This window comes from Rahnella sp. RcJ3, assembly GCF_009498575.1.
GTDB lineage: Bacteria > Pseudomonadota > Gammaproteobacteria > Enterobacterales > Enterobacteriaceae > Rahnella > Rahnella aceris.
In genome coordinates, this window is sequence record NZ_QSNX01000007.1 from 183700 (window position 1) to 198847 (window position 15148).

The 15148-nt window shown below is 44.9% G+C and carries 20 protein-coding genes; 7 read left to right on the top strand and 13 right to left on the bottom strand.

Translation table 11 applies throughout. The features are described 5' to 3' along the window. Positions 1–834, top strand: coding sequence for a putative phage abortive infection protein (locus tag DXU84_RS11515; RefSeq protein WP_153375754.1), 834 nt, complete (start codon positions 1–3; stop codon positions 832–834). A gap of 288 nt (positions 835–1122) precedes the next feature. On the opposite strand, the gene DXU84_RS11520 is transcribed toward DXU84_RS11515, so the two are convergent. The 10 genes from DXU84_RS11520 to DXU84_RS11565 form a co-directional block, all read right to left on the bottom strand. After that, positions 1123–1362 carry a hypothetical protein gene (locus DXU84_RS11520; protein WP_153375756.1) on the bottom strand — a complete coding sequence of 80 codons (240 nt, stop codon included), beginning with the start codon at positions 1360–1362 and terminating at the stop codon, positions 1123–1125. Positions 1363–1960: 598 nt separating this feature from the next. Next, positions 1961–2326 carry a hypothetical protein gene (locus DXU84_RS11525; protein ID WP_153375758.1) on the bottom strand — a complete coding sequence of 122 codons (366 nt, stop codon included), beginning with the start codon at positions 2324–2326 and terminating at the stop codon, positions 1961–1963. A gap of 136 nt (positions 2327–2462) precedes the next feature. Continuing rightward, entirely contained in the window at positions 2463–3971 is a 1509-nt protein-coding gene (locus DXU84_RS11530) for a hypothetical protein (RefSeq protein ID WP_370461766.1), read from the bottom strand. Beyond that, entirely contained in the window at positions 3859–5670 is a 1812-nt protein-coding gene (locus tag DXU84_RS11535) for a replication endonuclease (RefSeq protein WP_228389001.1), read from the bottom strand. Before DXU84_RS11535 ends, DXU84_RS11530 begins: the two co-directional genes overlap by 113 nt. Next, a complete protein-coding gene (locus DXU84_RS11540; protein WP_153375760.1) occupies positions 5671–5931 on the bottom strand; it encodes a DUF2732 family protein in 261 nt (86 codons plus the stop codon). It abuts the gene before it with no gap. Between the two features lie 73 nt (positions 5932–6004). Then, positions 6005–6436, bottom strand: a complete 432-nt coding sequence (locus DXU84_RS11545; protein WP_153375761.1) for a hypothetical protein — start codon at positions 6434–6436, stop codon at positions 6005–6007. Between the two features lie 7 nt (positions 6437–6443). After that, positions 6444–6770: a hypothetical protein gene (locus DXU84_RS11550; RefSeq protein WP_153375763.1), complete on the bottom strand. Its 327-nt coding sequence runs from the start codon at positions 6768–6770 to the stop codon at positions 6444–6446. Between the two features lie 2 nt (positions 6771–6772). Further along, positions 6773–6976, bottom strand: coding sequence for a phage filamentation protein Fil family protein (locus tag DXU84_RS11555; RefSeq protein ID WP_153375765.1), 204 nt, complete (start codon positions 6974–6976; stop codon positions 6773–6775). Positions 6977–6985: 9 nt separating this feature from the next. Next, positions 6986–7495: a phage regulatory CII family protein gene (locus tag DXU84_RS11560; RefSeq protein WP_153375767.1), complete on the bottom strand. Its 510-nt coding sequence runs from the start codon at positions 7493–7495 to the stop codon at positions 6986–6988. A gap of 32 nt (positions 7496–7527) precedes the next feature. After that, the gene (locus DXU84_RS11565) at positions 7528–7749 is read right to left on the bottom strand and encodes a regulator (protein ID WP_153375769.1); all 222 of its coding nucleotides are present in this window, start codon (positions 7747–7749) and stop codon (positions 7528–7530) included. A gap of 141 nt (positions 7750–7890) precedes the next feature. On the opposite strand from DXU84_RS11565, the gene DXU84_RS11570 reads away from it, so the two are divergent. From DXU84_RS11570 to DXU84_RS11595, 6 genes are all read left to right on the top strand, one after another. Beyond that, positions 7891–8454 carry a phage repressor protein CI gene (locus DXU84_RS11570; protein ID WP_153375771.1) on the top strand — a complete coding sequence of 188 codons (564 nt, stop codon included), beginning with the start codon at positions 7891–7893 and terminating at the stop codon, positions 8452–8454. Beyond that, positions 8454–9926: a HEPN domain-containing protein gene (locus tag DXU84_RS11575; protein WP_153375773.1), complete on the top strand. Its 1473-nt coding sequence runs from the start codon at positions 8454–8456 to the stop codon at positions 9924–9926. The genes DXU84_RS11570 and DXU84_RS11575 overlap by 1 nt, the downstream gene beginning before the upstream one ends. An 85-nt stretch (positions 9927–10011) precedes the next feature. Next, positions 10012–11067, top strand: a complete 1056-nt coding sequence (locus DXU84_RS11580) for a tyrosine-type recombinase/integrase (RefSeq protein WP_153375776.1) — start codon at positions 10012–10014, stop codon at positions 11065–11067. 259 nt (positions 11068–11326) lie between these two features. Next, positions 11327–11812: a type VI secretion system tube protein TssD gene (locus DXU84_RS11585; RefSeq protein WP_112152304.1), complete on the top strand. Its 486-nt coding sequence runs from the start codon at positions 11327–11329 to the stop codon at positions 11810–11812. Positions 11813–11822: 10 nt separating this feature from the next. After that, positions 11823–12188: a tlde1 domain-containing protein gene (locus DXU84_RS11590; protein ID WP_013575864.1), complete on the top strand. Its 366-nt coding sequence runs from the start codon at positions 11823–11825 to the stop codon at positions 12186–12188. Continuing rightward, entirely contained in the window at positions 12152–12628 is a 477-nt protein-coding gene (locus DXU84_RS11595; protein ID WP_013575865.1) for a hypothetical protein, read from the top strand. The genes DXU84_RS11590 and DXU84_RS11595 overlap by 37 nt, the downstream gene beginning before the upstream one ends. 60 nt (positions 12629–12688) lie before the next feature. Here DXU84_RS11595 and DXU84_RS11600 read toward each other — a convergent pair whose 3' ends face one another. The 3 genes from DXU84_RS11600 to ompC all read right to left on the bottom strand — a co-directional run bounded on the left by DXU84_RS11600 (position 12689) and on the right by ompC (position 14722). Further along, complete coding sequence (locus DXU84_RS11600) at positions 12689–13000, bottom strand: hypothetical protein (RefSeq protein WP_037034440.1); 312 nt, start codon at positions 12998–13000, stop codon at positions 12689–12691. A gap of 85 nt (positions 13001–13085) precedes the next feature. Beyond that, positions 13086–13451 carry a bleomycin resistance protein gene (locus DXU84_RS11605; protein WP_013575867.1) on the bottom strand — a complete coding sequence of 122 codons (366 nt, stop codon included), beginning with the start codon at positions 13449–13451 and terminating at the stop codon, positions 13086–13088. 161 nt (positions 13452–13612) lie between these two features. After that, entirely contained in the window at positions 13613–14722 is a 1110-nt protein-coding gene (gene ompC / locus DXU84_RS11610; RefSeq protein WP_015690049.1) for a porin OmpC, read from the bottom strand. Between the last annotated feature and the right edge of the window lie 426 nt (positions 14723–15148).

Genomic DNA, 15148 nt, shown 5'->3' on the forward strand with positions numbered 1-15148 from the left:
ATGAATGAAGACGGGAAATTAAAAAAAATCTATTTATCAATGTCTGCTGGAATGAAAATCGCCACTTCTTTTGGCGTTGGGGCTGTGCTATTGATATTTGCATATGCTGGCTTCTTAGTGTGGGTAACTTGGCCCATAGACAAAATGACTATCGCTAATGCTGGCGTGTTTGGTGATAGTTTTGGGATTCTAACCTCTTTATTTTCCGCACTTGCTTTTGCAGGTGTAGCATACACCTTGGCGATACAGAGAGATCAAATCCACATTCAAAAGCAAGAATTAATTGAACAAAAACTAGAAACTGTAAATAGCAGAAATGAAATTCAAAAACAAGGTTTTGAAAATACATTTTTTCAAATGTTAAAAATGCACAATCAGCTTATAAGCGAGATAACGTCACATCAATCAGGAGTTCGAGGCATTATAACTAAAGATGGAAGAAGCGTCATTAAAGACATGGTAACAAAGTTAAAAGAACAGTTTGCAAGACGTGAGCTTGGACATGGCAATGAACTTGATAAGATACAAGATGCTTTTGATGATTTCTATACGGCGCAAGGTTTTCAGTTAGCTCATTATTTTAGATTTTTATATAATATTTTTCGTTACCTATCCGAGTCCAATATAGAAAACAAAGAATTATACGTGAGATTAGCAAGAGCACAAATTTCGAACCAAGAACTTTTTATTATTTATTACAATGCGTTGACATATAGGGGAGAAAACTTCAAAAAATATATAGTCGAATTCAAGCTTATGGACAACCTCGAACCGCAGCAACTATTCAAACTGGAACACCGTGAGTTAATTCCTAATGTTGGTTTTCAAGAATGAATCTGATGCCTAGCCAATCATCACATCAACCTAAAAATGTCGCATCAGTATAGTAACACTGCCCTTAATAGGCCTAAATTGCCTTTGCAAAACTCTGTTTTCTATAAAGTTTGGATTTTACATTATCATAAACGCTTGATCGCTGGTTCAAGTCCAGCAAGGGCTACAAAATTTTATTTTTAATAATCATATGATTAAGCCACTTCTCACAGAGTGGCTTTTTTGTTTTCCATAGTTACTTTCCCCTTTTGTCCCCCCACTTTATTTTTGCCCCCTTTCAATGTCTTCTTAGTAACGGCTTAGGTAATTATTTAAAGCAGTCTCAAAAGTCTCACGAACATTAGAAAATGGAATTTCTTCGACACTTTCCCAAAACTCACCATTTTTGCAGGACACTTCCCAAAGCCGACCCTTTGTCCAAATAGCGTAAACAGGATTTCCTCGATTTCCGAAAACCTGTGCCCTGGGTAATTTTTCCCCCTTCGCCATGAAATAAATCACCGCGCTGGAAATTTTCAACGAACGCATAAAATCAACCTTTTGCCGCTTTTGTTCTGCCGCCTCAAAATCAATTTAACTGTATATAATTACAGTATTTAAGTTTCGCAAATTTCAGTTTTTCAAATTAACGCCAAATCAACTGCAGCCCGCGCCATGCCTGCCCTGTTCTCTTTTCATAGGTTCACTAGTTTGATCTTCTCAGCGATCCACCAAACTAACAAAAAGCAGATAAAAACCTTTTAATTCATTATGTTGTTATTTTCCCTCGATCCTTCTCAGATCCAGAAAGCTGAAATTTACTGAAATTCTTTTCAATCCTTTCAGTTTGGGAATGACGGGAAAAGCCCAGGCGCGGCGCGTCCTGGCGGGCTGATTTGTAGAATTTTAAAACTGAAAAAAATTACCAACGCAAAAAGCGCAGGCGGGTGCGGTGTAGTGCAATTTCCGTCTGGTCTTGCTTTGTTTCGTGGCCGTGTGGCCCCACTGGCTTACGCAGGCGGCTTGATCGTTTTGAAAGGGTTCAGGGCGTGGAATGGAATACTGCACGGCGCTGCGTGCGATTGAGGCGGGTTATATATAGGCACAAAAAAGCCCGCAAACGGCGGGCATTTTTGTGCCTGTTATATCATTCTACTACCGCAAATGATAAATCATCTTGATAAGCATATTTATTAAATAAATCATACAGCTCTTCAGCAATAAGCACCGAATCTTCGATTTCTACACCTCGCAGGTTCTTCCCCAGATTGTTCCTGCTAAACTTAAAATTTCGTAAGTGGTATTTCTTTAAGATAGCCCCCATTGAATCAACAATCTCTCTTTCATGATGGCGTATGTTGTCCCCTATCGCTTTATCAAAATGCATATAATCCCATTCAATTAAGGCATATTTTCTTTTGGGGACAATGACAATATAAGGTTGCTGTTTTTTACGACACAATGCAAACCAATGATTTATATCATCTTTTGACCCATCTGCAAATTTCTTCATCTTTTGGATCCTTCAGATCTCGATAAATCGTTGTAAGTGACTGATGCGCTTATCCATTAGCATTTTTTATCTCTCCTGCGTCAAAACTAACAATATTTGACTTAAAAGAGAAATAAATTATTAAGATTATTCTTCGTCACCCAATGATTTCACTGTATTTATTCTTAAGCGTCACAACTTTATTTCCCGTGTCTGTTATGGCTAATGCGTTTAACGGCGTGCCGGTATTATTGTGAGAATGCGTGGCCGTCAGCTGTGCCAGCTGCTTTACCACATCCAGGGTATCAAGCATCAGTTGGCAGACGTTGATTGACTGGCTGCCAATCCACACCACCGGCGCAATCACTTCCTGACGGGTGCCTGCTACGCTACTGCGCAACTTACCGACCTTTTCAATCAGTTGGCCGATCACGTTGGTTTCCGCGTTGCCCTGGATACTGGCTACATAATTGGCCTGGGTGGCCAGGCTGTAATCTCCCTGGGCAATCTGCACAATTGCACCGGCCAGCAAGGTGGCTTTACCCAGCACCGTGGTTTTGTCCGTGGCTTGCACGGTGGTTTCCCTGGCCACCAGCGTGCGCGTTTCATCATCGGCCGTGACAACCCGGCTCATGGACGTTTCGCGGATCACCTGATCGGTTTGCCGCTCCCAATCGCCCGCCACCGTCACCCGCTGCGATACACCATCACGCTGCTGTTGCAGCTGTTCGCCATACTTCACGGCAGGCAGGCTGTTGCCCTGGGCAAAGGTTTGACGCACAAACGGCTTATCGGCGCGACCACCATTAAATCCGACTTCTACCAGCGTGCCGGGCGGTGGAAACTGAAACATCCCGGACTCACCGCCCGCCATCGGCAATGGCAGCGGCACGGCCGGATAAAGCGGCGTGTCTTTTGCCGGATTGCCGTCTGCGTCTAACAGTTGCAAGTCCACGGCATAACGTGGCCTGAAGGGATCGGCAATGTTGCCGTTGCTGACGTCTTCGCTGGGCGCTTCCACCCTGGCGAACTGCGGTAGATGCAAGCCGCTGGCCAGCTCTGGATAATTGGTTTCCACCTGACGTTGAAACGGCGTTTTCTGCAATGCCTGGCCGGTGGCTTTGTTGCGTGGCGTCCAGGTGATTTCCATATCATCATTATGCAATCTGACCTTAGTCAAACGCTGACCGTTCACCTCTACTCCGGGGCGCAAAGACTGGATCAGCGGCACGGTCATGGCATTGCCACCGGCCACGCTTTGGTTAAATTCGGCGGGGATGTCCACCGGCTTACCGGCAAACAGCGCATCAGCGGCCGCCCCGACAAAAACGCCACCATCGGGCAGCTGATACCACATGTAATCGGTAATGCTGAACGCTTTCCCCAGGTTGGCTAACAGCTGATAGCCGGTGCCGGAATGGGTGAAATGGGGGATCGGCGTGTCGTTATAAGCAGCACTTTCAGCCAGGGAAAACGCCAATCCGCTTTCCTCAGTCAGCCAGCCGGTGATTTGTCGCAGCGTGGGATGCTGAAAAGAGCACGGCCATAGACGCTCAAAAACGCCGACCAACTCCCGCACAAAAAGCCGCTGATAGCCATTTTCCGCAGGCTGCGAACGCTCCACAAAGCCGGTAAACCAGCGCAACACCAGATCGTGATAACCCACGTCCAGGCGCACCAGTTTCCCCGTATTCATTGCCGCATTCAGTGATTTCATACATCAGGCGCACAACCAGATCACGACGCGCCACCAACGCCCCGCCCTGTGCCTGGGTATAGGATGCCCAGCACCCCACATCGGCAGCAGCCAGCACGGCATCCATAGATTTGTTTTCCAGGGTGATATCACGCATGCGGCGCAGCTCACGCCAGACCGTTACCGGCGCACCACCGATTTGCTGAAACTGACGGATCCGCCAGCGGCTTGCCCAGGCAGATACCGCCTTGGACATGTCTTTCAGGTTTTCGCCGGTTTCTTCATCCGTTTCACCATCCAGGGCGTAACCGTCGATATTTTTAGAAATGTATTTAGCGATATAACCTGTAGCACTGCCCTTCTCTTCGTCGATAGGCTCAACGTGAAAACGCGCCTTTAGCGCGTGTGCGGATTGCAGTTCTTCGGAATCTTCACGGCGGGCGTAATAACAGAGAATGTCACGCACTTCGGCCACATCAGCCGGACGCATAAAAAGCAGCATATGCCAGTGCGGCGTCCCGTCGTGATGCGGTTCGACTACGCGAAAACCAAAGACGTGGATCCCGGCGCGGGAAAACGCTGCGCGGGCTTTTGCCCACACACCGCAAAGGTATTTTTGTGTTTGCTGCGGGCTGGCCGCGTTCCACTGAGACACGAACCCGCCTTTGCTATGAACGGCGTGATACTTTGAAGGCGCGGTGATCGTGTAAAACTCCCCGGCCATACCCATTTCATTGGCCAAATCTTCAAAGCCACGCATACGAACCATCAATTCACAACGGCGTTTTGCCGGATTGGCGTTGCTTCCGTCCACCATGTCAGCCAGGGAAATACGCTCCCCAGTTTCCTGATTTTCTAAATCACACGATTTGAAAAACTCCCGGTTACGTTTCTTTTGCTCCACCCATTCCCCTTGCGTGGAACGGCTGACATACGCCGATGCCGCCTTTTGAACCTGGCCAACGGCAATGGCCATATGTTCACGCAGCAGATCACGGCTTCGTTTCAACTTACCGCGCCACCATTCCGGTGCCATCATCCGCAGCAAACCCGACTCAGCATTACGCGCCGTGAAGTTGTTGTCCGCTTTGAAGGAATGCCAATAAGGCGGCGTGATACTGAACTGGTTCACCAGCTCAGCCAAATGACGGTAAGCAGCTGTTGCACGCCAATCTAATTCTTCGGGTGATTTGGAATCTTCCAGGAAAGCCGTGCGGATAAAATCATTGAAGCACTCGGCCATAAAATCTGCGATACGGTGTGCCAGGTTGCGCACGTCGTCACGATCAAAGCCTGGGAGTTTTTCCATATCCTTGGCAAACGGGATATGCACCCCGCCCGCGCCCTGGAAATCCGTTGCGTACTGTTTGCGAACTTCGCGCAGACGTGGCAATACATTTTTACCCAATGTTGTGCGCAAAAATGTATTGGCACGGCGGCGGCCATTCTGGCCGCTCTCCATTAATTTGCTGTAACGGTCGCCAAAATAACGCGCCAAGTAACTTGGCATTTCTGCCAAATACTCAGCACGCCATGCGTGATCGTCTTTGTTGATATGCCATAACTGGCGTTCGGTCAGACTAATCCCAGAAGGGGCACCAGGGGCAAATTGCTCTTGCTGCCACTGGCGGGTTTCATGATGCTGGCCGTTAAAGGCAATTAGCTCCATTTATAAGGCGCGACCAAACTGTTCGGATTCCTGCCGCAGCAATTCCACGGCTTCCGCTGCGTTTAATCCCTCGGTCGCAATATATGCAGCCAAACGCTCTAAACGGCCGGAATATTTCACAGCTGCATCGGCCATCGATTCTGCACGGGCATTCTTCAACATATTGTCCAGACTTTCAGCGTCCTGATAAGCCGGTGATGATTGTTCAAAACTCCGCAGTACTGGCGTGCGTTTCGGACGGTCATTTCGGGATAGATTCATGGTAAAACTCCAAATTTTGGCAGCAAGAAGCCCCGGCAACATGGAGGAAGCAACGGGCATTCGAAGGATTTAATTAATGAAAACTAAGCGGGGAAATCGTTGTTTCGTATTTTTTAGAAAGCGGCGCAAGCGGTGACAGGTTAAGCGCCCCCATGCCGTGCAATTCCTTGGTCGTATCAAACCAGGTGCTGATCAGCGCATGAGCATGACCTTGCCCCAAAGAACCGGCCAAAAAATACAGGGCGCGAATGCTGGCCATTGTTTCGACTTGTTCGACCAACGTTTCAGACTCACGATAGGCGCGAACCCAAAACGCAGCATTGGCCGCAAACCATTGATGCGGGTTATTAAGGTGAACCGTGTCATTGAACATGAAAGGCGTCAGCGCAACGCGGCCTTTTGACACGTGGCATTTACTCAGGAACAAACGGCTGTAATTGAACTTAACGCCAAAAGCTGAGAATGATTCGGTCAACCCAATTTCGTCTACGGTGATAATTTTCATACTTCCCTCAGTGCATCGGATTTGAAATTTTTTGTTCGTCAGTTCGACGGCTAACACTACAAACAACCACGCCTTTGAAATCTTCCGGGGTCAGCGAACGGGTTTGTTGCTGCATTTTTCTGACCTTCAAAACGCCCTGCCACAGCGCGATTTTTTCCGCCTCGGTCAAATCGTCCCAGGCACATTTCACATGGCGGCTTTTCAGCTGGGAGAGGAAACAGAGATCGCGGCGTTCATCTTCTGGAAGATTTTCCCAATAATGTTTCACCCGGTTTTCAGTGCCTGAAATCATCTTTCGGGCTTCACTAATCCATTTCGGCAATTGCTGTTCCACGCTTACCCCCTTAACCCCATCAGGCGGAACCACCAAGGGCGGCGCTTAATCTTCACCATCGGGTGATGCTGACCACTTAGAAACGCTACTTTGCTAGCAGCAGGCTGCCAACGCTGGCCGTTAGGCAATTCAAGCCAGCCGTGGCCATAGCTTTGCAGCTGGGCGGTTGGCGATTGCTGCTTTAATAGTTGTGCGAAAACTTGCATCGAATAGCCTCAATTCAGGCCTGGCATGACGCCGCATGAACCTAAAACGTCCATTGCAGATGCCAGCACTGGCGTGGTGTGAAAACGCGATTCAACAGACACAACGAGCAAGGACAGATCGCGGATCGCCTGATTGGCTCGGTCTAAAATGGCGTTTCTACGTGATTGCGTCATAGGCGCAGGAGATATGGCTTCACCGGCAATAACACCGATTGCGGCCGTGGCACTTAAAGCGTGCATTGGTAAATTATTTGGCTTCGCTTCATTTACCGGCACCGCGGGTAAACATTTCAGTTGTGCCAGCAAACCATCCAGAACTGCCGAATCATCAGTGATGTCCGTCAGCATGATCAGCTCGTTTACTGTTAAACGATGCGGCTGATCTGGATTCAATTTGTTGCGTAACACTTGGGCAGAGATACCTATAACCGCTGCCAGCTCAGTAAGGTTATGAGCCAAAGAGAAACGGCGGCAAGCGGTGTCAAAATGCGGATGTATTGAAGTTTGGTAATCAAACATGGCTGTAACCTCTACGATATTGCAATATCGAACTAAGCAACCGAAAGGTCACATTCTGATAACGCATCTACCGTTAGAGCGGCGATATTAATCATCACTTTTTCTCGCTTCATGTCTTTGCGCAAGCGGTGACGAGGTAAACGCCCGTCGGCAAGCATATCGTTGATCGTATCCTCAGCTAAACCAGTGAGTTCGCTATAACGTTCAATTGTGACGTGGGGGGTGATCAGAGTGATTGAAATGTTAGGTCTCATGGGGCAACATCTCCATTTGGCTTGTGGCGAGCCTCAATAAATAGTGATTACAAGTGAAGTTTCCCAAATCGAACTTCATGGCGAACATTAAGATCGCTTTGGGAATCTGTCAATTGATTTTTGTTCTTTGGAGCGAACTTGATGGATTTTAAAACAGGTGGGCAGCAGGTGATTTTGCGACTTGTTGAGGCTTATGGATTCTCAACACGCCAAATGCTTTGTGACCATTTAGGTGTTTCAAAAAGCACCCTTGCGACCAGATTTATGAGGGATATATTTCCAGCGGAATGGGTCGTTCAATGTGCCATAGAAACAGGTGTAAGCTTGAAGTGGTTAACTACTGGTCAAGGAAACATGTTCGAAGGAATTAATGCAGACCTTGTAGAAGTACCAAAGAAAAAAATACTTGATGGGAAAATTCAAGATGCAAGTTATCTGTGTATTGATAAGGCATTATTTACTCGAACATTCGAATCTCCAGTTGTAGTGATAGAAAACGGTAATACCTATATTGCAGAGTATAAATATACTGCGACTGATGATGGTGTTTGGATTATTGGAATTGATAATTCGATCAGCATTCGAAAAGTAATCAGACTGCCTGGAGAAAGAGTCAAAGTGGGGACTAATGAAGACAATTTTGAATGCTCAATATCAGACATTGAATTTATAGGAAAAATTATTTTCCATATTGGGGAGTTATGATGACGAAGATAACAATTGAGTTCCTTATACCTCAATCTGAAAACAATAGCTTTTGTAATAACAAAGATGCATTCATTCATATTTTACAAGCTGACTCTAATATAAAAATAACTAAAAACACTCTCACCTACAACACAAAACAATTCCCATTCAATGTATCAATTCTGAAAGCTGCAGAAAAAAAACACTTATGTTTTCATTTATCTATCCATAGTGAAATTGAGGCTCTTGATGATTTCACTAAATTAAAAAGACTTTTATTAAAAAATTTAACTAAAATATTTGATTCCCCACTGCAAGTTTTATGGGACGATATTGATAAACACTACTCGACCATTGCATATCCGATGATCAAAGATATTGAGAATTTGATGAGAAAATTTCTAACAGAATTTCTTCTCATCAATGTTGGTGCTGCTTGGATTGACAGTTCTGTTTCCCACCAAATCAAACAAAAAGCTGATAAGAAACCAGAAAGTAACAATTCAACATTTTTCTCTTCTCTAGACTTCATCGATTTAGCAGAATTTTTATTTGAAAAATACACTAACCATAACCAACAGATTATTTTCGCAAATATACATAAAGCCACTACAATTGAAGATATTTTCAAAATAAAAGAAATGCTGCCGCGTTCAAATTGGGAGCGCTATTTCAAAGATGCATTAGACTGTGAAGAAAAATTAATAAGTGAAAATTGGAAAAAACTCTATATTTTAAGGTGCAAAATTGCTCATAATTCTTCATTCAGTAAAAAAGAATTAGAACAGCTCTCAACTCTAATTAGTGAAATGCAACCAATAATAATAAAAGCGATTGATAGCTTAAAAGATATTCATATTCCTGAAAGTGAAAAAGCTATAATTCTAGAAAATAATATAGCACACGAAAATGATGAAGGTGAGTTTGCAGTTTCTCCTGAAAATGCTGATGAAATCGAATTAGGTAATCATGCTAATAGCGAACATCAAACCCCATTGAGCAAAATGATAGCTAATGCTAGAAAAATCGCAATGGAAAATTATTTATTACAATTTGAAGAATCAAAAGAAAGGGCACTTCGATATTCGGAAGAAATTAATTATTTAGTCTCAAATTCAAAACGCATCCATGAAGATATTGCTAGGTATAACTCACCATTAAAGTATGACATACATAATAAAAATATTTCTAACATACGAAAAGAATATGACTTTATAAACAGCAATACTAGAATCAACCCTGAATTATTTGATATTAAGAAGCAAGAAGCTGCCCATGAAAAGAAATTAGCAATCACAAAACATTTGGACTCTTTGTTAAATACTAAAGCGCAGGATCTTGCTGACCAATCAAACGTACAAAAAAATAAAAAAAATGCAAAGCTTACGACTTCTTCCGACAAGGATAATTCAGGATCGCTATTGCCTCCTTCTATCCCCCGAGAATCAGAATTAAAGCCTGATGATAAAGATCAAAATGAACCTGAATGATAATAAGGTTTATTATTCAATAAACATACATTGACCACTGTTTTTATATACAGTTAAATATCTCCTTCTTTGGAGGAGATGACACATGGCAGTCCGTAAACTTACAACAGGCCAATGGATTTGTGAATGCTACCCTGCTGGCCGTACAGGCCGCAGGGTACGTAAACAATTTGCCACCAAAGGCGAAGCGCTTGCCTTTGAACGCCATACTATGGATGAAGCTGAGAATAAACCATGGCTCGGCGAGAAAGCGGATCGCCGTACGCTGGAAGATATCGCCAAGCTTTGGTACAACCTACATGGCCAAGCCCTCACCGCAGGCTCAAAGACCTATAAGAAAATCTGCCTAATGGTTGAAGCTTTAGGCAACCCCCCCGCTACAACTTTTACCGCTAAAGACTTCGCCCACTATCGTGACAAGCGCCTAAACGGCGAAATCTACTTTTCTGATCGTTGGCGTCAAGGTGCTGACCCAACTACAGTAAATCTGGAACAAAGTCATTTGAGCGGAATGTTTAGCGAGCTAATTCGTTTGGGAGAATGGAAACAGCCTAATCCCCTGGAGACTCTCCGGAAATTTGCCACTACTGAAAAAGAAATGTCATGGCTCACACATGAACAAATAAACATATTGCTTGAGGCTTGTAGCCAAGGAAGACCAGATTTACCTCTGGTTGTTAAAATTTGTTTAAGCACAGGTTCGCGTTGGCGGGAGGCTGAGACATTAACGCGCTCTCAAATCACCCCACATAAAATCACTTTTGTAAGAACCAAAAGTAAGAAAAACAGAAGCGTCCCGATCAGCAAAGAGCTTTATGAAGAAATCATTGCGCAGCCTGGTGACCGATTTTTCAGTGAGTGCTACTTCCGTTTTATGGCTGCTATCGACTCAACAGATATCGTTTTACCGCGTGGTCAGTTAACACATGTACTTCGCCATACATTCGCTGCGCATTTTATGATGTCCGGTGGCAATATACTTGTTTTACAGAGAATCCTTGGCCACTCCGATATTCAGATGACTATGCGCTATGCTCACTTCGCCCCTGAACATCTTGAAACTGCCCTCCACTTCAACCCATTAGCCACTATGAAAACTGGCGACAAAGTGGCGACAGAGGAAGGCAATAGTCCTGATTAGTCACCCATAACCACATAATCAACACCTTGAAAAATATGTAATTTATTGATTTTAAAGACCCGGTGACATTACCGGGTTTTTTCTTTTCTGCTTACTGTAGATTTCAAATTCATCACACCTCCGCCGTTCTGCGTGCTTAAACGCAAAATCCTTTCTGCAAACAGTCTTAAAAATACCTAAAGCACTAGGACTTAAAAGAAACTTGCTTCCAACGCGCGTAATTTTGCTTCCGGCATTCATTACTTTCCGGGAGGTTAAAATGGCAATACCTGTTTATTTATGGCTTAAGTACGATGATGGTACAGACATCAAAGGTTCGGTAGATATCCTTCAGAGAGAAGGCAGCATCGAGGTTTTAGAACTGATGCATGCAGTTGAAGTCCCCGTCGATTCACAGACGGGGAAACTCATCGCAAAACGTATCCATTGCAGTTATGCGTTTGAAAAGGAGGTCGATGCCTCAAGCCCTTATCTCTACAAAGCAGTCTCTTCAGGTCAGACGTTAAAGAATGCTGAGTTTAAATTTTATTGCATTGATTATGGGGGACAGGAGAAAGAATATTTCCGCGTAACATTAGAGAATGTAAAGGTTATATCTGTCGAACCTTTTATGCATGACATCAAGAATGAATTATTCGAACGCCACACTCATCATGAATACGTTGAATTAAGCTATGAAAAGATAATCTGGCACTATCTGGGCGGAAATATAGTCCATTCTGATACCTGGAATGAAAGAGCATAAAGGATAATATATGTCATGGACTTATGAAGTCAGCTCCCGGAAATTTTATCATGACGGGACTTATCAGTTCACCGGTTCTTATGCTGGCGCACCTGGTTATAAAAATGACCCGGCACAGGAATGCCTTAAGGACCGGGGACCTTTACCCAGAGGTAGCTATCAGATTGGTTCGCCTCATACCTCCCATAGAACCGGAAAATACTCATTATCTCTGACACCTTCCAGCAGCAATAATATGTGCGGACGGGACGCATTTAAAATTCATGGAGATAGCAGTCAGCACCCCGGCGAGGCATCAAGTGGCTGTATTGTAACCAGTCTCACTGAAAGGAAAAGAATATGGGCAAGCGGCGACAGGGAGTTAACCGTAAAATGAAATATATCCTTCTTTTTTTCCTGAATGGCGTCGCATTCAGCACAATGGCACAGGAACCACAAGATATTTGCATGAAGCCTGGTTCATACATTGAATCTGCCATGAAAGATGCTATGCAGTATGAATTAGATGTTGACGTTGGAGCAGTTAATAACCAAAAAACACTCATGACGTTAATAAGTAAAACGAAAGTAACCCCTGCTTTGGCAGCTCAACTTGCCAAAAAAGATCAGGTCGAGTCAGGGAAAGATCAAACGGGAATGACGTGGAAGGATTATTATTCAACGTATACTGAAGGGAATGTCTACAACCTGATAGTGAAATTCACTTTTGAAGATAACGCTGGAAAGGAAAATATCTTCATAGGATCGGCATTCAGAAATGATGATGAATGCTCTGTAGGCTTTGGCGGTTATATCACGGTAGAACGCGGGTTTTAACCACACCGGCTTAATATCCTCTGACTGCCTCAGAAACGGGCAGTCAGATAACATTTTTCCCTACAACCCCACCACACCCTCAACCTCATGCTGAAACACATAAGGATCAGACAGTAGTTCAAACTGTTCATCGTCCTGATAGGTCACGGCAACATGATAGTCATCACCGGCAAAGGCTTTTACCGCTTCGATATCCCGCCAGTAGGTTGCCAGGAAAAAATGCTCCCAATCCCCTTGCGAAACGCTTTTGACCAAAGCGCCTAAATTGCCTTCGATACCCTGAGAATGCTGGACGCCCGTCAGTTGCAGATGTTCAGCAAATCCGGCTGCATGTTTTACGGGTACGCATCCGTGCCATGTTCTAACTATCACGTTTTCATCTCCTCAATCATATTCACTTCAATAACATAGCGAAAATTTAACGTGAGTTGAAGAGCATCAGAACGTGTTTCAGCGCTTATTTCTCATTCTCAATCACCCGCACCAGCGTGCCGTCGATATCGATCATTGCGCCCATTCTCAGCCCGAATGGCTGCATTTTTGGCAGATGAATGCACGGATGGGATTTTTTATCCTGCCCGATTCCTGCCGCCATAAACGCATCAAAAAGTGCATCGGCGTCATCGACGCGCAGGCAGCAGCTAAACCAGCTGGTGAGCGGGTCGAGATCCGTGTGCAGGAAGAATTCCAGCGTAAGGGTTCCGCGGGTCATGATCAGCCAGCCGTCATCAACGTAAGTAGTGATGAATCCAAAGCTGCCATAAAAGCACTGGGTTTCTTCGAAATTACGGGAAGGAAGATTAGGGGTGGCGTAGTCGGTCATCCTGGCCTCATCAGCAGTAATGCATTGAATGTTGCGCCATGATGCCTGAGTGGGAAGGATGAGGAAAGAAGGAAAAATCAGTGAGTCATCCCCTGCCAACTGGCAGGGGAATCAGACACATGGCTCGCGGTTCCTGAAACTAACAGGGGCGCGCCGGCTTATCAGAACTGATAAACCAGACCGACGGCTACAATGTCATCGGTATTGATGCCGGCGTCGCGGGTCAGGCGGGTGTCATCCATCAGATTGATTTTATAATCAACGTAGGTGAGCATGTTTTTGTTGAAGAAGTATGACGCGCCTACATCAACATATTTAGTCAGGTTCTGGTTGCTGTAACCCGGAACATTTCGGGCATGTGATTGTACATACGCAATCGAAGGACGCAGACCAAAATCGAACTGGTACTGTGCAACGGCTTCAAAGTTTTGTGCTTTATCCGCGTAACCGTAAGCCGTGCTGCCCGCTTTACCGAAACGGTTGGCGTTGTAGCTCTGGGTGTACATCGCTGCCAGATAGATATTGTTTGCGTCGTATTTCAGGCCGCCGCTGTAAGCCGTTGCCTTATCACCGTTACCAATGATTGCCGGATTGTTACGGCCATTTTGTTCGCTGGTACGGTCAGACGCCATCATCGCTGCTGCTGCGCTGAAACCTTCGCCCAGATCATATGTCAGGGACATGCCGTAGCCGTCACCATTCTGCGCCAGGACATCGCGGCCATTGTTAGATTCAGTCGCACTGCCATTTTTGCCCTGATACTGCACCGCCACATCCAGTCCATCGACCACGCCGAAGAAATCTTTGTTGCGGTATGTCAGTACACCGTTCGCACGCTGGAACATGAAGTTGTCCGCGCCGTAGGTATCGCCACCGAACTCAGGCAAAACATCCGTCCATGCTGCCACGTCATACATCACGCCGTAGTTACGACCGTAATCCAGTGAGCCCCACTGACCGAATTTCAGACCGGCAAAACCTACGCGGGTGAAATTGTTTGCATCTTCACTTTCTGCAGTATTCAGGGAAGCCTGATATTCCCACTCACCGTAACCGGTCAGTTCATTATTGATTTGAGTCTCACCACGGAAACCTAAACGCATATATGACTGGTCACCGTCAGCGCTGTCATCGTTGGAGAAATAATGCAGGCCGTCGACTTTACCGAACAGATCGAGTTTATTACCGTCTTTATTATAAATTTCGGCAGCGCCAGCAGTGCCGGCCATCATCAGTGCGGGAATTACCAGAGAAAGCGCGCGTAATTTCATCATCAATATCCTTGATTATTTATAAACTGTTTAAATTTCCGTCCGGCAATTTTATTATCCGCCACCATGAAGTTATATTTCTCCTTCGGGCCAGACAGATGGGCGTAAAAATAAACGAGGGTAAGTTTCGTTGCAACCAGAAAAATTTTGAAATACCTTTCGTTTGGTGTTTGTTTAAGTTTAAAACTGCCCACAACACAATAATAAGACAATTAAAAACATACAGTTACGGCATTGTTTGACCTGGAGTGATTTCATATCATTCTCACAGTGATATTTAAATCCTATAATAATTTCACCGCGATACTATGGCATGAAAACATAATTCACAGAATTCAGCCTGTTCTCTGTCATGTTTTGTATTTTTCTAAAAATAAGGTTGCATTAAGGACAACAAAAAGCCCCTGAAATAGGGGCTGTAGATGA